A 17032-nucleotide genomic window follows, 5' to 3' on the forward strand; every position below is an offset into this window, starting at 1 on the left:
GCTCAGCGCTCCATCGCCGCCACAGCCTTGAGGGCCGCTGCCGTGAGCACCTCGTGGCCCTGGGCGGTGACGGCCACGTCATCCTCGATGCGGATGCCGATGCCCTTCCAGCGCGGATCAATGGCGGGCTGCCCCTCCGGCACCGGCAACCGATCGCTGATGTAAAGCCCTGGCTCCACGGTCAGCACCATGCCCACCTCCAGGGGTACGGGATGCTCCCCGAGCCGGTAGGCCCCCACGTCATGCACATCGAGGCCGAGCCAGTGGCCGGTTCGATGCATGTAGAGGTGCCGGTAGGCGCCCTGCTCGATCACCTGCTCCACCGAACCGCTGAGCAGTCCCAGCTCCAGCAGACCCTCCACCAGCACCCGCACGGCGGTGTCGTGCACCTGCTCGGCATCAGCACCGGGCGCCACCCGCTCGATCGCCGCCAGCTGGGCCGCGAGCACCAGCTCGTAGAGGTCCCGCTGCTCAGGGCTGAAGCGACCGTTGATCGGGTAGGTCCGGGTGATGTCGCCGTTGTAGTAATCGTCAAGGCTGCAGCCTGCATCGATCAGCAGCAGCTCACCCCCCATCAGTGTGCCGCTGTTGCTGGTGTAGTGGAGCACGCAGGCGTTGTCTCCACCGGCCACGATCGAGCCATAGGCGGGGCCCCGCGCCCCCTGCTCAAGGAAGTGCTGCTCAATCACCGCCTGCACCTGGCGCTCCCCCAGCCCCGGGCGGGTGACGCGCCGGGCCAGTTCATGGGCCTCCGCCGAAATCCGCGCCGCCTCCCGGAGGCGGACCAGCTCCGCAGGGGTTTTACGCAGCCGCAGGTCGTGGAGGATCGGGCAGGGGGCCACGAGACCCAGGGCCGCCTGCCCGCTGCGGGGGGCCCGGTCCAGCTGCTGGCCCCAGGCCTTGAGCACCAGAGGCTCGAGCTCAAGGTGCCGTCCCACCCGGAAGGCGATGCCTTCGGCCCCCTGCAGGTAGGCACCAAGGCGCTCGGGCAGTTCGGCCAGGGGATGGGCCAAATCGGCGCCGAAGCGCTCCACGGCCCCCTCGCAACCCCAGCGAAAGCCGTTCCAGACCTCCGCCGTAGGCTCCTTGGGCTGCACGAACAGCACGAAAGGGTTCTCGGGCCGATGGGGCAGAAAAAGGGCGACCGCCCCTGGTTCATCGAAGCCAGTGAGATACCAGAAATCACTGTTCTGGCGAAAGGCATGCTCCACATCGGCGTGGTGCGTCACCAAAGGCGAGGCTGGGATGACCGCCGCCACACCGCCCAGCTGCTCGATGAACCGCGAGCGGCGCTGCTGGAACTCAGCCGGGTCGATCACCATGGGTTGGATGGATGGGACGGGTTGGCTGTGCGGCGGGAAGATGGCACAACCGATTAAATGAGAGTGTCAGATCGTCAGCTCAGCTGTGGCCAGCCCCACCTTCGACGTCAGGTCGGCATGACCCAACGGCCATGAACGAGCTCCTCGGCCTGGCGGGTCTGGTGATGGTGATTTTGGTCGGTTCGGCCGTCTGCTCCGGCGTGGAGGCGGCGATCCTCACCGTAAACCCCCTGAAGGTTCATGAGCTGGCAGGGCGGCCCCACCCGCCCCGGGGGGCCCGTTCCCTGCAGCTGCTCAAGAACCGACTCGGTCGCGCCCTGGCGGTGCTGGTGATCTGCAACAACGCCTTCAACATCTTTGGAAGCCTGATGCTCGGCAGCTATGCCGGCTGGGTGTTTCACAACCAAGGCATCGATGGGATCGCGCTGCCGTTGTTTTCGGTGGGCCTGACGGTGCTGGTGATCCTGCTGGGGGAGATCCTGCCCAAGTCCCTCGGCAGCAGCGCCGCCCTGCCCCTCTCCCTGGCCAGCGCCGCCAGCGTGGCGCTGCTGCTCAAGCTGCTCTTGCCCCTGGTGGTGGTGCTCGAGTGGCTGATGCCGGCCATCACGGCCGAAAACGAGCTGGCCACAGACGAGGAGGAGATTCGCCTGCTGGCCCGGCTCGGCTCCCAGAAGGGTCAGATCGAAGCCGATGAGGCCGCGATGATCGGCAAGGTCTTCCAGCTCAACGACATGACCGCCAGGGATCTAATGGTGCCGCGGGTGGCAGCGCCCACCCTGGCGGGCCATGCCGAGCTGGCCGATCTGCGCGATCACCTGCTCGGCAACGCGGCCCCCTGGTGGGTGGTGCTGGGGGAGGAGGTGGATGAGGTGCTGGGGGTCGCCAGCCGCGAACACCTGCTGACCGCCCTGCTGACCGGCCAGGGTGGATCCAGCGTGGCCAGCCACACCGAGCAGGTGGAATTCGTGCCGGAGATGATCCGCGCCGACCGACTGCTCACAGCCTTCAGGCGCAGCAATCACTCCGTACGGGTGGTGGTGGATGAATTCGGCGCCTTCGTCGGTCTGATCGGAGCGGATGTGGTTTTGGCCGTGCTGGCCGGCTGGTGGAGGCCGCGCTCGACGGTTCCAGCGGAAAGCCCATGAGCTCCGCGCCCCCCAGCCCTGAACGCTGCGCCGCCCTCCTGGAGCGCTGGCGGCCGGAGCTCAGGCTTTCGGCCCGGGAACGTTCGGTGCTGGGGCCGGAACTGACCGCCCTCGACGCCCAGCTGGAGCGGTTGCGGCAACGGCGCCTGCGGGTGGCCGTGTTCGGACGGGTGGGGGTGGGCAAGTCCAGCCTGCTCAACGCCCTGCTGGGTGAGGAGCGCTTCGCCACCGATGTTGCCCACGGCTGCACCCGCCTCCAGGAGCACACGCCGTGGAATCAGGTGATCAGTGGGTTGAAGCGTGTGGAACTGGTGGATACCCCTGGCATCGATGAAATCGCCGCCAGCGGGCGCCAGCGCCTGGCCGCCCGGGTGGCCCTGGGGGCCGATCTGGTGCTGTTCGTGCTTGATGGTGACCTGGCGGCCCCCGAATTGGAGGCCCTTGAGGCCTTGCTTCGTGGCGGCACCCCCCTGCTGCTGGTGCTGAACCGCAGCGATTGCTGGCCCGAAACCGAGCTGAACGCCTTGCTGGCGAGCATCCGCCACCGCTTGCCGGAGGCTGCCGCCGAGCTGGAGCTGGTGACCGTGGCCGCCGCCCCCCGACGGGCCACCCTGCTGGCCGATGGCCGGGTGCGCAGCGAGCTGGAGCCGGCCCGGATCGAACCCCTACGGCAGCAGCTCACAACGTTGCTCCAGCGCAGTGGACTCCTCCTGTTGGCGCTCAACAGCCTGCGGTCCGCTGACCGCTTCAGTCTGCGCTTGCACCAGTGGCGGCTGGGCCACGGGCGTGAGGCGGCCCGGGGCCTGATCGGCCGATTCGCCGCCCTCAAGGCCACCACCGTCGCCGCCAATCCCCTGGTGCTGCTGGATGTGGCCGGCGCCCTGGCTCTGGACACCACCCTGGTGCTCCAGCTCTGCCGTCTCTACGGCCTCGAGCTCGATGGCCCCCAGGCTCGCCTGATGCTGGGGCGGATCTCGGCCCAGGGCGCCCTGCTGGGGGGGGCCCAGCTGGGAATCCAGCTGCTGCTCGGGGGGCTGCGCCAACTGCTGCTGCTGGCCGCCCCTCTCAGTGGAGGCCTGAGCCTGGCGCCGGCGGCGCCGGTGGCCCTGGCCCAGGTCGCCTTGGCGGTTGTAGCCACCCGGCGCACCGGCCGTTTGGCCGCCAGCCAATTGCTGCGCAGCGCCCAGGTGGGGGGTGCCCGCCCCGGCGCCCTGCTGCGCCGCCTGGCCCGCCAGGACCCAGATGTGCGGCGCTGGCTGCTGCAATGGCAAACCCTGGAGCCCAGTCCACCCCTGCAGGCCTTGCTCCCATGAGCGCTCCCGCTGGACCCACAGCGCCCGAGGCCGTGGCCCTGTTCGGCACCAGTGCCGATCCCCCCAGCCTGGGGCACCGTGCCCTGCTGGAGGGCCTGGCCCACCACTACCCGCTGGTGGCCACTTTTGCCAGCGACAACCCCCTCAAGCACCACGGGGCCCCCCTGGCCCTGCGCGCGGCGATGCTGCAGGCCCTGGTGGAGGACCTGGCCAATCCGCGCCTGATCCTTGATCAAACCCTCAGCAGCCCGCGGGCGATCGAGAGCCTTCAAGGCGCCCGCGAGCGCTGGCCAGAAGCCCAGCTGGTGTTCGTCGTGGGCAGCGACCTGGTGGAGCAGATCCCCTCCTGGTACGCCGCCCGCAGCCTTCTGGCCGCCTGCCGGCTGGCGGTGGTGCCCCGCCAGAGCTGGCCCCTGCGCCCAGAGCTGCTCAAGCCCCTGGAAAGCCTCGGCGCCCACCTGGAGGTGCTCCCCCTGGAGATCCCCGCAACCGCCAGCTCCCTGATCCGCCAACAGCCCGATCCCGCCCTGATCCCGATGGTGCTGTGGCCACTGCTAAGGGAGCACAATCTGTATGGACTGGCCTCCTCGGCCCCCGGCGACCCAGCGGCTCTCCGCCCCCGGCGCTGATGCGGCTCGCCCTGGCCCAGATCAATCCGCTGGTGGGCGACCTGCGCGGCAACGCCGAGCGGCTGGCTACGCGATGTCAGGAGGCAGCGGGCCTGGGCGCTGATCTTGTGGTGGCGCCCGAGCTGGCCCTCTGGGGTTATCCCCCCAGGGATCTGCTGCTGCGGCCGTCGTTGCAGCGGGACCAGGATCAGCTGCTGGGGGAGCTGGCCGAGGGGATGCCTCCCAGACTGAGCCTGCTGCTCGGGGTGAGTGATCCGCTGCCGGGGGGCCAGCAGCCGGCCCTGTTCAATGCCGCTGCCCTGGTGCAACGGGGACAGTGGCGAATCGTCGCCCGCAAGCGCCTGTTGCCCAGCTACGACGTCTTCGATGAACGGCGCTACTTCCGCAGCGCCGACCGGCCCTCACTCCTGGAACTGCCCGTGGCCGGTCGCCTCTGGCGGTTAGGGCTCACCATCTGCGAGGACCTTTGGGTGGAGGAAACCCTGCCGATCCCACGCCTGGCCGGACCCGACCCGATCGCCGAGTTGATTCCCCTGGCACCCGAGCTGCTGATCAACCTGTCGGCCTCACCCTTTGGCCAGGGCAAACCGGCCCTGCGGCACCAGCTGGCCCAGGCGGCGGTCGCACGGCTGGGGTGCCCGGTGGTTTACGTGAACCAGGTGGGCGGCAACGACGAGCTGGTGTTCGATGGCGCCAGCTTCGTTGTCGATGCCACCGGCGCCGTGCGGCTGCAGCTGGCCTGCGCCGAAGAGGATCTCGGCCTCTACGACAGCTTGACGGCCACCCCTGACCGGGCGCACCAGGCCAACACAGACAAGGACTTGCCTGCACCCATCGAGCAGCTGTTCCGGGTGCTAGTGCTGGGGCTGCGCGACTACGCGCGCAAATGTGGCTTCCAGCGGGCGCTCCTGGGGCTGAGCGGCGGCATCGATTCGGCCCTTGTGGCCGCCCTGGCCGTGGCCGCCCTCGGCCCGGATCACGTGCAAGCGCTGCTGATGCCCTCCCCCTACAGCTCGCCTGGCTCGATCAGCGATGCTCTGGCACTGGCAGACACCTTGGATCTCGCCCATGACACCGTGGCCATCGAACCGCTGATGGAGCAGTTCGCCGCCTCCCTTGAAGGCCCACTGACGGGGCCGCCCAGGGGCCTGGCGGCCGAGAACCTGCAATCGAGGATCAGGGGCACGTTGCTGATGGCCCTGGCGAACCAGCAGGGCCAGCTGCTGCTCTCCACCGGCAACAAATCGGAACTGGCCGTGGGCTACTGCACCCTCTACGGCGACATGAACGGCGGTCTGGCGGTGATCGGTGACCTGTACAAAACCACGGTCTTCGCCCTCTGCTCCTGGCTCGATGCCCCTGAATCGGCCTCCTGCCGCGAGCATTTCGGCCTGGCCACCGCCGGCGCCCTGATCGGGGAGGCGATTCGCCTGAAGCCCCCCAGCGCCGAACTCAGCCCCGATCAAAAAGACAGCGATTCCCTGCCTGACTACGCCGTGCTCGATCCGATCCTCTCCGCCTGCATCGAGGAGCTGCGCAGCACCGAGGAGCTGATCGCCGCCGGCACCGACCCGGAGCTGGCCCACCGGGTGCAAGGACTGCTGCGGAAAGCGGAATTCAAAAGACGCCAGGCCCCGCCGCTGCTCAAAGTGAGCCGAAGGGCTTTCGGGACGGGATGGCGGATGCCGATCGCCGCCGCCCGCTGATGGGCCAATGCCGATCGTTCTTGGCGATTGGCCCGCTGAGTCGCCAATCTGGTGGGAGCAACTGAACCCCATGGCAGCCTCCGGCCTGGCAGCTCCGATCGCCAGCATCGGCGTTCCCTCCGAAATCAAGCGGGATGAGCAGCGGGTGGCCCTGACCCCCGATGGGGTGCGCGAACTCATCTCCCACGGCCTGGAGGTGCGCATTCAGCATGGCGCCGGCACGGGCGCCGGCATCAGCGACGAAGCCTTTGCCGCCGCCGGCGCCCGCCTGGTGGGCCGGGAGGAAGCCTGGGCCGCCCACCTGGTGGTCAAGGTGAAAGAGCCCCAGCCGGAGGAATTCCCTTTCCTGCGCAGTGATCTGGTGCTGTTCACCTACCTGCACCTGGCCGCCTATCCAGACGTTGGGCAAGCCCTGCTCGAGGCCGGCACCACTGGCGTGGCCTACGAAACGGTGCAGCTTGAGAACGGCAGTCTGCCGCTGCTGGCCCCGATGAGCGAGATCGCCGGGCGGCTGGCCGCCCAAGTGGGCGCCCACCTGCTGGAGAAGCCCCACGGGGGCCGCGGCGTCTTGATCGGGGGCTGCACGGGGGTGAAGCCCGCCCGGGTGGTGGTGCTGGGCGCCGGCACCGTTGGTTGGCATGCGGCCCGTCTGGCCGCCGCCATGGATGCGGACGTGCTGTTGCTGGATCACTCCCCCCAAAGGCTGCGCGTGCTCGAATCCGACCGTCGTGGTCGGCTGGTCAGTTTGGTGAGCAGCCGCGGACTCGTGGAGCGGCTGGTCCCCACGGCCGATCTGCTGATTGGCGCCGTGCTCACCCCCGGAGGCCGCGCCCCAAGCCTGGTGGATGAGCCGCTGGTACGTCAGATGCGGCCAGGCTCGGTGATCGTGGATGTGGCGATCGACCAGGGCGGTTGCATCGCCACCAGCCGCGAAACGACCCACACCGATCCCGTGGTGACCATTCACGGAGTCCAACACTACGCCGTGGGCAACATGCCCGGCGCCGTGCCCTACACCTCCACCGAAGCATTGGTCAGCGTGACCCTGCCTTACATCCTTGCGATCGCTGGCCGCGGTCTGGTGGAGGCGATCACCGAGCGGCCCGAGCTGATGTCCGGGCTCAACACGATCAATGGCGACGTCTGCCACCCTGGGGTCGCCAAGGCCCTGGGGGTGCCCACCCGTCACCCGATGGCCTGCCTGCGCTGAGCGCAACAGCCCAAAGCCCTCAGCCGGCCTCAGGGAAGGGGCCGCAGGGGTCGTCTCAGGGCCTCTGGTTCGATCCCCTCGCGCAGCGCCAACACCCAGCCGGCAGCTTCGGCGTAGCTGGCCGCTGGCAGCACTTTCACCCCCAGGGCTTCGGCGTTGACCGCCAGCAGGGAGGGGTTGCCCGCCACGGCGATCACGGGCACGCCCCGATCCAGGGCCTCCAGCACCGCCTCGCCCCCGAGGGCCCCGGCGGGGGCCACCACGGCGCCGATCTGTGGGCCGAGGAGCGCTCCGGCGGGTGGTGCTGGACGGCCCGGGGCGAGGGGCCAAAGGTTGGGGGCCCGTGAGAGCCCCACCAGCACACAGGGCAAGAAGGTGGTGCCGATCTCTTCCGCCGCCGCCCGCGGATCGAGATCGGGATCCAGGGGCAAAGGCGCCAGGGCCGGGGCATGGGCGCAGGGCAAGGCCAGATGGCGCCCCAACAGGTGGCTAATCACCGCCTCGGCGCCAGCGAGGGCATCCACACCGATGCCCTGGCGGTAGGCCGCCAGGGCCCCACGGCCGGGGTCATCGGGAAAGCGGGACACCACGGCGATCGCCGTAGCCCCCGCCTCCTTCAGCTGCTCTCCGGCGGCCAGCAAGGCCCCAGGCCGCCCCAAGCTCCCCCAACTGCTGCCGCTGGGGCCAAGGCTCAAGCTCACCTCCAGGGACATCTCGGTGGTGACCACCGGTCCGATGGTGAGCCCCAAGGTGCTGCGGCAAGCCTCGATCACCTGCCGGTGCCGCAGCAGCAGGTCACCATCGATCCCCGCATCCAGCAGCACCCCCACCCGCTGGCGGCGCACGGGTTCGAGGGCCAGTTCAGCGGCCACGAAGCGATCCAGGGCCCAGCCCTCGACGTAGTGGATCCGCGGATCGCTCCAGTAGAGCGCCGCCCCGTTCATCACATTGGGATGGGTGATCAGACAACCGCTGGCGGCGGCCAGCAACCGGGCACTAGGCAAACCATCCCCCGCATAGCCGCCGATCTGGCAACCGATGCCGGTGGGGATCACCAGCACCGTGGGGAGTGGGGGGAAGGTGCTCACCGCAGCACCACCGCCTCCAGCCGCACCCGCCGTCCCCCGTCGCCCCGGGACTCGACCGCCGTGAGCGCCCAGCGCAGGGGTTCTCCGTGGGGCGCCAGGGCCGCCAGCACCTGGGATCGCAACGGGCCAGGCCCGAGCTCCACCCAGAGCTCCAATGGCTTGAGCCTCACTTCTGGAATTGACCGAACTGGGCCTCGTAAAGCGCATCCTCCTGGCACGCCAACAGCTTGAGATCGCTCAAGGGCGTGGCCACACAGAGCAGGGCATACCCCTTCACCTGCAGATCCTCCCGCACCCCCATGGCGTCGGGCTGATGCACCTGGCCCTCCTGGAGCAGGGCGGCGCAGGTGGTGCAAACCCCCGAACAGCAGGAGCTGGGCAGCGCCACGCCAGCCGCCTCGGCAGCCGAGAGCACCGTCTGGTCGCTGCGACAGGGAAAGCTGTGCTCCGCACCATGGAGCACGGCGATCACGGTGAAGGTGTCACTCATGGGGTTCCCTGGGGCGCCTGCTCAAACCACAACGCCCCCATCTTCTCGGACGACGGGGCGCCAACGGCTCGGGTGGGGCGCCAGATACTCCGCCGAGGGCGAGCTGTCTGCAGTTCCTGCGGGGGCGGTGAGCACGAAATCGAAGCTGATCGAAAAGCGGCGGTCATCCCCAAGGTTTTCCTCGACGCCGTGGTCGGTGGCGGCGGGGAAGAACACCACCAGTCCCGCCCGGGGGGCCAGCTCCGCCCAAGGCGCATTCCAGGGGGCTCCCGCTTGGATCGGCCCCCCATGGCCCACCGCCAAGCCCCCCACCAGTTCATTCACCTGGCGGGGTGGGTAGAGCCGCAGGCAACCGCTGGCGCCGCTTCCGTCGCCATTGAGATAGACCACCGCACTCAAGTGGGCGTTGGGATGGTGGTGACGTCCCACCCCCTGGCCAGGCTCACTGATCACCGGCCAGCAGCGCTGCAGATGCAGGCCAACGCGTTCCAAGGCAAACCCAAGGCTGGCCAAGTAATCCAGGGCCAGTAGTTCCACCTGCCGGGAAAGGCCCGAAAAACTTGGGTGTCTGTGGAGTTGGTCGACACCGTGGAGATCACCTGTCCAGGCGCAGACCACATCGGGGTTGCCCTCAGCCTTGCCCCTGAGCGCCACGGCGTCTTGAAGCATCACCGCCAGATCGAGCGGATCGAGCCGTAGTTGAGCGCTGCCCAGAGCCAGGGGGAACAGGGGCTGGATCGCCAGCCCAGGGCCCAGAGGCAGCGTTAGGGGCTGAGCGGACGTGCCGTCCATCGTCTGAACCTAAAAAAAGCCGGCCCAGCGGCCGGCACCGGTGCTGGATCAGGCCATCGCCGCAGCGCCGCCCACCACCTCAAGGATTTCCTGGGTGATCGCCGCCTGCCGAGCCTTGTTGTAATCAAGGGTCAGCGTCTTGGCCAGGGCCTTGGCGTTGTCGCTGGCGTTGTTCATGGCCGTCATCCGGCTGGCCAGTTCGCTGGCGGCGGCTTCTTGGAGTGAGCGCAGCAACTGATTCTGAAGATAGAGAGGCAGCAGCGCGTTGAGCAGTTGGGCCGGGCTCTGCTCGAACACGAATGACGAGGGCAGAGCCGGCTGGATGTTCTCCGGGCCCGATCCCACCTCCACCTGCAACCGACCCTCGCGGGTGGTGAGGCGGAAGATCTCATCATCCGGGCTGGCGATGCCCTGGGGGTCGAGGGGGAGCAGGGTCTGGGAGACAGGGTTGGAACTCACCAGGTTGATGAACTTGGTGAAGATGATCTCTACTCGGTCTGTGCTCTCAGAGAGAAACTCCGCCAACACCTCATCGGCAATCCCGCGGGCCTCATCGGCGTTGGGCACCTGCTCCAGTCCGGTGAACGTGGCGCGGATCGGATAGGAGCGGTTCTGGAAATAAGTGATGGCCTTGCGGCCAATCAGCACCATATCCACCGTGAAGCCCTGACCCTTGAGCTCGGCGAACCGCTGCTCAGACCGCTTGATGATGTTGGCGTTGTAGCCCCCGCATAGACCACGATCGGCTGTAACCACAAGCAAGGTGATCGTGGAAACCGGACGGCTCTGCAGCAAGGGCACATCGCTGCCTTCGCCGTTCAGGTTGTCCTGGAGGTTCTCCAGCACCCGAGCGAGACGGTCGGCAAAGGGGCGGCTGCGCAGCACCTGCTCCTGGGCTCGACGCACCTTGGCCGCCGCCACCAGGCGCATGGCCTCGGTGATCTTGCGGGTGTTCTTGACCGAGCTAATCCGGTCGCGGATTTCCTTGAGGTTCGCCATGGGTTCAGGGTGCTCAGGCGACGGCCAGGAGGCTGGCCTTGACTTCGTTGATGGCGCTCTTGAGAAGCGCTTCGGACGCTTCGCTCAGCTGCTTCTCTGTTTGGACCTTCTCGATGTACTCGGCGCGATTGGTCTTGAGGTACTCCCGCAGCTCACGGACGAACAGGGCGACCTGTTCCACGGGAACCTCATCAATCAGGCCTTTGACGCCGGCATAGACGACAGCCACCTGCTCAGCGAGCACGAGCGGGCTGAACTGGGGCTGCTTGAGCAGCTCGCGCAATCGCTTGCCGCGCCCCAGCTGTTTCTGGGTGGCGGCATCGAGATCGGAAGCGAACTGAGAGAAGGCCGCCAGTTCATCGAACTGAGCCAACTCCAGCTTCAAGGTGCCGGCGATCTTCTTGATCGCCTTGGTTTGGGCGGCTCCGCCCACGCGGCTCACGGAAATGCCCACGTTGATGGCAGGGCGCAGACCGGAATTGAAGAGGTCAGAGCTTAGGAACACCTGACCATCGGTGATCGAGATCACGTTGGTGGGGATGTAAGCGGAGACGTCGCCGGCCTGCGTTTCGATGATCGGCAGGGCGGTCATGCTGCCCTTGCCGAGGGCGTCGGAGAGCTTGGCGGCACGCTCAAGCAGGCGGCTGTGGCAATAGAAGACGTCGCCGGGGTAGGCCTCACGACCGGGGGGACGGCGAAGCAACAGGGACATCTGGCGGTAGGCCTGGGCCTGTTTGGTGAGGTCGTCGTAGACGATCAGTGTGGCTTTGCCCTTGTACATGAAGTACTCGGCGATGGCGGCACCGGTGTAGGGGGCGAGGTATTGCAGGGCAGCAGCTTCAGAAGCGCTGGCGAATACCACAACGGTGTAATCGAGGGCGCCGCGCTCGCGCAGCACCTCGACCACGTTGGCCACCGAAGCAGATTTCTGGCCAATGGCCACATAGACACAGACGACGTCCTCACCTTTCTGGTTGAGGATCGTGTCGATGGCGATGGCTGTCTTGCCGGTCTGGCGATCACCAATGATCAGTTCGCGCTGACCACGGCCGATGGGAATCATCGCATCGATGGCGGTGATGCCCGTCTGGAGGGGTTCGTGCACCGACTTGCGTTGGATGATGCCCGGCGCGGGGGACTCGATCAAGCGGTCTTCGGTGGAGGCGATATCGCCCTTGCCGTCGATCGGCAGGCCCAGGGGATTCACCACCCGACCGAGGAGGGCGTCGCCCACGGGCACCGAGGCGATGCGACCGGATGACTTGACAGTGCTGCCCTCCTGGATGCCGCGGCCCTCGCCCATCAACACGACGCCGACGTTGTCGTCTTCAAGGTTGAGGGCGATGCCCTCGGTGCCGTCCTCGAACTCCACCAGCTCGCCGGACATCACCTTTTCGAGGCCATAGACCCGGGCAATGCCATCACCAATCTGAAGCACGGTTCCGACATTGCTGACCGAAACTGACTTGTCATAGTCAGCGATCTGCTGCTTGAGGATGGCGCTGATCTCGTCGGGTCGAATGGAAACCATGGTGGGGGATCCCTTGGAGGGACGGCGGTGGGTGGGGGAAAGGGTGGGAGAAGAAGGGGTGGTTCGGGGTGGCTAGCTCACCCGGGCCAGCTCGAGACCGAGACGACGCACCTGACCCGAAAGGCTGGCGTCGATGACCTGGGAACCGAGGCGCACGATGAAACCGCCGATCAAGGCAGGATCCACCAAGAGCTTGATCTCCACCTTGTCAGTTCCTGCGACGGCCTGCACCCTCTTGCTCAGCAGAACCTGCTGCTCGTCCGAGAGAGGGGTGGCGGAGGTCACCGTGGCCAAAGCGATGTGGCGCTGCTCGCGATAGAGATCCAGCAGACGTTCCAGCACAGCATCCAGAATGCCGATGCGGGAGCGGTCAGTGAGCAGCTTCAGCAGATTCAGGAAAGAAGGGGTGATCTGGTCTGCGAACAGCTTGACCAGAACATCCTTCTTCGCTTCAACTTCGATCACCGGCGAGGCCAGGGCCTCACGAAGGCTCGGGGTCTCGCGCCAGAGGTTCAGAAGTTCCTTGGCCTGGGTAACCACCTCTTCGGTTTCCCCGCGCTGATCAGCCACCTGAAGGAAGGCTTCGGCGTAGGGGGTGGTGAGGGTATTCAGCAGCGGCATCAGGAGGCCCCCAAATTAGCGATGGACTGATCGAGGAGGCTGGATTGGGCAGCCCCATCCAGACGCCCGGGGAGTTCGGCCAGGGCCTTTTCAATGGCCAGACGAGCGGCTTCACGGCGCAGTTGCTGGGTGACCCGGGCGGCCTCTGTGCTGAGATCGGAAGCAGCTCCCTGCTTGACACGAACCATCTCCTCAACGGTGCGGCGCTCGCTGTCCAGGCGAATCGCTTGGGCTCTGGCTTCGCCATCGCTGCGGATCTGAGCAGCCTTCTGCTGAGCCTCGGCGAGCTCCCTTTGAGCCTGGGCTAGGGCCGCTCCAGCGGTGGTCAACCGATCTTCGGCATCGCCGAGGTCGGCCAGAATGGCGGTGCGACGGCGCTCCAGGATGGAGCCCAGGAACCCGGGCAGAAATTTCCAAAGCCCGGCGATCACGATCGCCAGGTTGATGATGTTGGTCTCGAAAGGATCCAGGTTGAAACCGAAGCTTCCGTGGCTGGCCAGGAGTGGGTCCAGGAGCGCTGTCATGAGGCGGCCAGCAGACGGTTGACGATGAGCATGCCGAGTTGGTCGGCGTCGCTGCGGATCTGACCAAGAGCGGTTTCCCGCTGGCTGTCGATCTCGCGGCGGGCCTGCTCTCGACTGGCATTGGCATCGGCAAGGGCCTCAGCCAGGGCTTGACGGTAAAGAAGATCAGTCTCTTCCTCAGCGGCCAGAATCAGCTTCTGGGCTTGCTGGCGAGCATCCCTGAGCTGTTGCTTCAGGTCGGCTTCGAGCCGCTGGGCCTGGGCGAGCTTTTGCTTGGCCTCGGCGCGGCTGGTGGTGATGTAACCCTCACGCTCCTCGACCACCCGGCCGACGGGACGGAAGAAGAGGGCGTTGAGAATGAAGGTGAGAAGCACCACTTGCACCGCCATCAGCGGCAAGGTGGCATCGAGGTCAAAGAGACCTCCCGCCGGTTCACCGGCTGCGGCAAGCAGGAGCCAGCTGGTCATGGAACAGGAGCGCTGGTGAGATCAGGAGATTGAAAAAGGAGACCAACGGATCCAGAGCGCGGGTCGGCGCCCTGGTCGGCTCTCCCCCAGGGGCGATCAGTTGGCGAAGGGGTTGGCGAAAAGGAGCACCAGTGCGACCACGAGGCCGTAGATGGTGAGGGACTCCATGAAGGCCAGCGACAGCAGCAGAGTGCCGCGGATCTTGCCCTCGGCCTCGGGCTGACGGGCAATGCCTTCAACGGCGCCGCCGGACGCGGTGCCCTGACCGATGCCAGGGCCGATCGAGCCCAGGCCGACAGCCAGACCAGCAGCCACAACAGACGCAGCAGAGGTAATCGAATCCATGGTGGGAAGGGGATGAGGGGCGCTGTAGCAGCGCGGAAGAAACCGGAGATTGAAGGCCGCGCTCGGACATTCTCAAGGAATGGGCCCAGGGTGATCCGGACCAACGCGCAGCAGATTTAGCAGACCGCGGGGACCTGCTGTGGCGATCTAATGATGGGACTCGTGGACAGCCTCGCCGATGTAGTAGGCGGCGAGGGTGGCGAAGATCAACGCCTGAATGGCACTGGTGAACAGCCCCAAGAACATCACCGGCAGGGGCACGATCAGAGGCACCAAGAAGGCGAGCACCGCCACAACGAGTTCGTCAGCAAGGATGTTGCCGAACAAACGGAAGGAGAGGGACAGGGGCTTGGTGAAATCCTCGACGATCTTGAACGGGAGCATGATCGGCGTCGGCTCCACGTAATACTCGAAGTAGCGGAAGCCTTTGCGGCTCAGACCCGCATAGAAGTAAGCCAGTGAGACCAGCAGGGCCAAGGCGATAGTGGTGTTGATATCGGCCGTTGGAGCGCCAAGCTCACCACTCGGGAGGTGAATGAGCTTCCAGGGAATCAGGGCGCCGCCCCAATTGCTGACGAAGATGAAGAGAAAAAGCGTTCCGATGAACGGCAGCCAATCCCTGTAGGCCTTCTCTCCGATGTAGTCCCGTGCAATATCACGGATGTATCCCCAAAGATATTCCAGCAGGTTCTGGAGCCCGCGGGGATCGCGATCCAGCTTGCGGGAACCCAGCACCACGAAGGTAAGCAGGGCTCCGATCACAACCCAGGAACTGAGAAAGATCTGTCCGTGGATTTTGACGTTACCCACCTGCCAATAGAGGTGTTGACCCACCTCCAGGGCGGCGAAAGGAAGAGCGAGAGGCAAGGGGACCATCTGGCTGAACGTTCGGTGTCGCTAGGGCGACGAATGGGGGAGAGGCCGGTCGGGGGCCAGAGATTCGAGGCAATCAGCGGCCGCTGGAACTGCTGCGGGCCTCAAGCAAACCCTGGATCAGCAGGGCTGGCTTGTAGAGCAGGAAGCCGATGAGCGCAGGGAGCAGATCCAACTGGTGAATCCGGGCCGAGGCCACAACGAGCACCACCGGCACCAGCAGCTGAACCTTGCCCACCGACTTGGCGCCGTTGCCGAGCTTGTCGACACTGCGTGAGAGAAGACGCAGGTAGAGCAGGCCGGCCAAGGCACCGACCAGAAGGCTGGCGGCGGTGGAGAGATCGAAAACCAGAGCCGTGATCGGAACCGCCGTGGCGGTCGCAATCAACGTGGCCTGGAGCATGCGCCGCTTGAGCTGCGCATAGTCGTCCATGCCATTGGACTTCTCCGATCCCGTACCAGTGGTGAGGATGGCCGCCGAAACGGGCTCCTCAACAGATGGGGCGGAGCTGGGGAGCTCAGCGAGGGCAACCTCCTTGGGGGAGGTCATCGTCACTGAATCAGGCAACTCTGTTGGACCGGATCCTGCTCCCATGGCGTCCTCCGGCCCCGATGTGGGGAGGGGATCCACGGGGTGATGAAGACCGGCCAACAAGGGCGCTGAAACTCTTTTATGGCGCGCGGAATCTATCACGCACCCCTCTCCCCTCCTGGGCGGAGCAGCAGCAGCCGCTGGCTCACCAACTGACGCGCCACCGCGCAGAGATGCTCCGGAGCCCAGCCCAAGCCAAGGGTCTCCAGAGCCGCATCCGGGCTGCTCGCTTCGATCGCTTGAAGCAGGGTGAAGCCATCAGGCTCCAGGTCGAGGGGCTCCAGATCGGGACCCATGAGGCTGGTGCCAGGCCAACCCCACAGACAGGGGTTGCGTTGGCCCCGGGCGGTAAGCAAGGCCCGATCGTCGCTCCAGTCAGCCAGCGTCAGCTCCCCCTGGCTGAGAAAAAACTCGAAATGGCTGATGTCGGGGTCAAGGGCCTCCACCAGTTGCCACTGGTCCCGCGCCGGCAGAGCCTGGGCCCGCTCCAGGAGCTCCCCCTGAAGCAGACGAGCTGGACGCCAAACCTCGGGATTGGAGAAACCCGCAAAGCGCAGGTCGGCGGAGGCCACGAAGTCAAACAGCCGATCGAGGTTGTAGCTGCTCTCCTGGGGATGCAGGTACATGTCAGCGAAGTTGGCATCCGCGGCGGTGTCCAGGGCCCAGCGCTGTTCGTGGTGGCGGCGCAATCGGTTGGCCTCCGGCAACGTCGCCAGAAGCTCGCGGCCCAGGCGAAGCCCATCGGCATCGGCCCCCGCACCCACGAGGGCCAGCGCCCGCTGGGTGCGGTGGACCTCCCAACGCCCCCCGTCGGCGTAAAGGAAGAGATGAAGCAGCCCCCCCGGACGGAGCAGGGCGGCCAAGGCCTTCAGCCCCGACCGGGGTTCCTTGAGGTGGTGAAGCACCCCCACCGAATTGATGTAATCGAAGGGCCCTTCGTCCTCGAGATCCAGCAGGCTGCGCTGCTCAATCCGCACCGAAGCCCGCCCGTGGCCCCCGGAGCGGCGCAGGCGTTCGCGGGCCACCTCCAGGGTTCCAGGGCTGATGTCCACCGCCAGGATCTCAGCGTCCGGATTGAGCAGGGCCAGGTAATCGGTGCTGACGCCGGTGCCGCAGCCCGCATCCAGGATCCGCAGCGGTTGGGGCAACTCAGGCAGGGCGCCAGTGCAGACCGCGTAGGCGCAGGGCACGCACCAACGCCAGTTGTAACCAGGGGGTGGACCGTCCTGGAGGGGGTCACCGGGGTAAGGGAAGCGGTCGTAGAAGGCGCTCACCACGGGGGTGGCGGCATCGGTGGATCCCTCGGGCATGGATGGGGGGACGGCGGAGCGCTGGGCGCTGACCAGGCGAGCTTTTCACGGGGCGGAGCGCCGAGGGAACCCCGC

At 66.6% G+C, this 17032-nt stretch carries 19 protein-coding genes; 5 read left to right on the top strand and 14 right to left on the bottom strand.

All coding sequences use genetic code 11. The features are described 5' to 3' along the window. Positions 1–2 precede the first annotated feature (2 nt). Positions 3–1322, bottom strand: coding sequence for an aminopeptidase P N-terminal domain-containing protein (locus tag KBY88_RS04775; protein WP_254938757.1), 1320 nt, complete (start codon positions 1320–1322; stop codon positions 3–5). A 131-nt stretch (positions 1323–1453) separates the two neighbouring features. Here KBY88_RS04775 and KBY88_RS04780 point away from each other — a divergent pair, with 131 nt between their 5' ends. The 5 genes from KBY88_RS04780 to ald all read left to right on the top strand — a co-directional run bounded on the left by KBY88_RS04780 (position 1454) and on the right by ald (position 7325). Beyond that, positions 1454–2467, top strand: coding sequence for a CNNM domain-containing protein (locus KBY88_RS04780; protein ID WP_254938758.1), 1014 nt, complete (start codon positions 1454–1456; stop codon positions 2465–2467). Then, on the top strand, positions 2464–3780 hold the full coding sequence (locus tag KBY88_RS04785) for a GTP-binding protein (protein ID WP_254938759.1): 1317 nt from the start codon (positions 2464–2466) through the stop codon (positions 3778–3780). Before KBY88_RS04780 ends, KBY88_RS04785 begins: the two co-directional genes overlap by 4 nt. Then, positions 3777–4409 carry a nicotinate-nucleotide adenylyltransferase gene (locus tag KBY88_RS04790; RefSeq protein ID WP_254938760.1) on the top strand — a complete coding sequence of 211 codons (633 nt, stop codon included), beginning with the start codon at positions 3777–3779 and terminating at the stop codon, positions 4407–4409. Before KBY88_RS04785 ends, KBY88_RS04790 begins: the two co-directional genes overlap by 4 nt. Continuing rightward, complete coding sequence (locus KBY88_RS04795) at positions 4409–6115, top strand: NAD+ synthase (protein WP_254938761.1); 1707 nt, start codon at positions 4409–4411, stop codon at positions 6113–6115. The genes KBY88_RS04790 and KBY88_RS04795 overlap by 1 nt, the downstream gene beginning before the upstream one ends. 70 nt (positions 6116–6185) lie before the next feature. Next, the gene (gene ald, locus KBY88_RS04800; protein ID WP_254938762.1) at positions 6186–7325 is read left to right on the top strand and encodes an alanine dehydrogenase; all 1140 of its coding nucleotides are present in this window, start codon (positions 6186–6188) and stop codon (positions 7323–7325) included. A 29-nt stretch (positions 7326–7354) separates the two neighbouring features. Here the strand turns inward: ald and KBY88_RS04805 are convergent, their stop codons facing one another. The 13 genes from KBY88_RS04805 to KBY88_RS04865 all read right to left on the bottom strand — a co-directional run bounded on the left by KBY88_RS04805 (position 7355) and on the right by KBY88_RS04865 (position 16957). Then, on the bottom strand, positions 7355–8413 hold the full coding sequence (locus KBY88_RS04805) for a DUF3326 domain-containing protein (protein WP_254938763.1): 1059 nt from the start codon (positions 8411–8413) through the stop codon (positions 7355–7357). Then, complete coding sequence (locus tag KBY88_RS04810) at positions 8410–8583, bottom strand: DUF8621 family protein (RefSeq protein WP_254938764.1); 174 nt, start codon at positions 8581–8583, stop codon at positions 8410–8412. Before KBY88_RS04810 ends, KBY88_RS04805 begins: the two co-directional genes overlap by 4 nt. Then, positions 8580–8903 (bottom strand): 2Fe-2S iron-sulfur cluster-binding protein, encoded by a 324-nt coding sequence (locus KBY88_RS04815; protein ID WP_254938765.1) that lies wholly within the window; start codon positions 8901–8903, stop codon positions 8580–8582. Before KBY88_RS04815 ends, KBY88_RS04810 begins: the two co-directional genes overlap by 4 nt. A 21-nt stretch (positions 8904–8924) precedes the next feature. Beyond that, complete coding sequence (locus KBY88_RS04820; protein ID WP_254938766.1) at positions 8925–9695, bottom strand: TIGR02466 family protein; 771 nt, start codon at positions 9693–9695, stop codon at positions 8925–8927. A gap of 48 nt (positions 9696–9743) precedes the next feature. Further along, on the bottom strand, positions 9744–10694 hold the full coding sequence (locus tag KBY88_RS04825) for a F0F1 ATP synthase subunit gamma (RefSeq protein ID WP_254938767.1): 951 nt from the start codon (positions 10692–10694) through the stop codon (positions 9744–9746). Between the two features lie 13 nt (positions 10695–10707). After that, the gene (gene atpA / locus KBY88_RS04830) at positions 10708–12225 is read right to left on the bottom strand and encodes a F0F1 ATP synthase subunit alpha (protein ID WP_254938768.1); all 1518 of its coding nucleotides are present in this window, start codon (positions 12223–12225) and stop codon (positions 10708–10710) included. Positions 12226–12297: 72 nt separating this feature from the next. Continuing rightward, positions 12298–12846: an ATP synthase F1 subunit delta gene (gene atpH / locus KBY88_RS04835; RefSeq protein WP_254938769.1), complete on the bottom strand. Its 549-nt coding sequence runs from the start codon at positions 12844–12846 to the stop codon at positions 12298–12300. Beyond that, the gene (locus KBY88_RS04840) at positions 12846–13370 is read right to left on the bottom strand and encodes a F0F1 ATP synthase subunit B (RefSeq protein WP_254938770.1); all 525 of its coding nucleotides are present in this window, start codon (positions 13368–13370) and stop codon (positions 12846–12848) included. The genes atpH and KBY88_RS04840 overlap by 1 nt, the downstream gene beginning before the upstream one ends. After that, complete coding sequence (locus KBY88_RS04845; RefSeq protein ID WP_254938771.1) at positions 13367–13837, bottom strand: F0F1 ATP synthase subunit B'; 471 nt, start codon at positions 13835–13837, stop codon at positions 13367–13369. The genes KBY88_RS04840 and KBY88_RS04845 overlap by 4 nt, the downstream gene beginning before the upstream one ends. A 96-nt stretch (positions 13838–13933) precedes the next feature. Further along, entirely contained in the window at positions 13934–14182 is a 249-nt protein-coding gene (gene atpE, locus KBY88_RS04850) for an ATP synthase F0 subunit C (RefSeq protein WP_254938772.1), read from the bottom strand. Between the two features lie 147 nt (positions 14183–14329). Continuing rightward, positions 14330–15058, bottom strand: coding sequence for a F0F1 ATP synthase subunit A (gene atpB / locus KBY88_RS04855; protein WP_254938773.1), 729 nt, complete (start codon positions 15056–15058; stop codon positions 14330–14332). A gap of 73 nt (positions 15059–15131) precedes the next feature. Continuing rightward, positions 15132–15605, bottom strand: coding sequence for an ATP synthase (locus tag KBY88_RS04860; RefSeq protein WP_254938774.1), 474 nt, complete (start codon positions 15603–15605; stop codon positions 15132–15134). Positions 15606–15745: 140 nt separating this feature from the next. Further along, positions 15746–16957, bottom strand: a complete 1212-nt coding sequence (locus KBY88_RS04865) for a methyltransferase (RefSeq protein WP_254938775.1) — start codon at positions 16955–16957, stop codon at positions 15746–15748. Between the last annotated feature and the right edge of the window lie 75 nt (positions 16958–17032).

It is taken from the genome of Cyanobium sp. Morenito 9A2, assembly GCF_024345575.1.
Taxonomy (GTDB): Bacteria; Cyanobacteriota; Cyanobacteriia; order PCC-6307; family Cyanobiaceae; genus ATX-6F1.

Excerpts from the sequence above, each read along its gene's own strand:
- atpB (WP_254938773.1), bottom strand. The coding sequence starts at position 15,058 with ATGGTCCCCTTGCCTCTCGCTCTTCCTTTCGCCGCCCTGGAGGTGGGT.
- KBY88_RS04825 (WP_254938767.1), bottom strand. The coding sequence starts at position 10,694 with ATGGCGAACCTCAAGGAAATCCGCGACCGGATTAGCTCGGTCAAGAAC.
- KBY88_RS04775 (WP_254938757.1), bottom strand. The coding sequence starts at position 1,322 with ATGGTGATCGACCCGGCTGAGTTCCAGCAGCGCCGCTCGCGGTTCATC.
- KBY88_RS04845 (WP_254938771.1), bottom strand. The coding sequence starts at position 13,837 with ATGACCAGCTGGCTCCTGCTTGCCGCAGCCGGTGAACCGGCGGGAGGT.
- KBY88_RS04795 (WP_254938761.1), top strand. The coding sequence starts at position 4,409 with ATGCGGCTCGCCCTGGCCCAGATCAATCCGCTGGTGGGCGACCTGCGC.
- atpE (WP_254938772.1), bottom strand. The coding sequence starts at position 14,182 with ATGGATTCGATTACCTCTGCTGCGTCTGTTGTGGCTGCTGGTCTGGCT.
- KBY88_RS04865 (WP_254938775.1), bottom strand. The coding sequence starts at position 16,957 with ATGCCCGAGGGATCCACCGATGCCGCCACCCCCGTGGTGAGCGCCTTC.
- ald (WP_254938762.1), top strand. The coding sequence starts at position 6,186 with ATGGCAGCCTCCGGCCTGGCAGCTCCGATCGCCAGCATCGGCGTTCCC.
- KBY88_RS04840 (WP_254938770.1), bottom strand. The coding sequence starts at position 13,370 with ATGACAGCGCTCCTGGACCCACTCCTGGCCAGCCACGGAAGCTTCGGT.
- KBY88_RS04860 (WP_254938774.1), bottom strand. The coding sequence starts at position 15,605 with ATGACCTCCCCCAAGGAGGTTGCCCTCGCTGAGCTCCCCAGCTCCGCC.
- KBY88_RS04790 (WP_254938760.1), top strand. The coding sequence starts at position 3,777 with ATGAGCGCTCCCGCTGGACCCACAGCGCCCGAGGCCGTGGCCCTGTTC.
- atpA (WP_254938768.1), bottom strand. The coding sequence starts at position 12,225 with ATGGTTTCCATTCGACCCGACGAGATCAGCGCCATCCTCAAGCAGCAG.
- KBY88_RS04815 (WP_254938765.1), bottom strand. The coding sequence starts at position 8,903 with ATGAGTGACACCTTCACCGTGATCGCCGTGCTCCATGGTGCGGAGCAC.
- atpH (WP_254938769.1), bottom strand. The coding sequence starts at position 12,846 with ATGCCGCTGCTGAATACCCTCACCACCCCCTACGCCGAAGCCTTCCTT.
- KBY88_RS04785 (WP_254938759.1), top strand. The coding sequence starts at position 2,464 with ATGAGCTCCGCGCCCCCCAGCCCTGAACGCTGCGCCGCCCTCCTGGAG.
- KBY88_RS04780 (WP_254938758.1), top strand. The coding sequence starts at position 1,454 with ATGAACGAGCTCCTCGGCCTGGCGGGTCTGGTGATGGTGATTTTGGTC.
- KBY88_RS04820 (WP_254938766.1), bottom strand. The coding sequence starts at position 9,695 with ATGGACGGCACGTCCGCTCAGCCCCTAACGCTGCCTCTGGGCCCTGGG.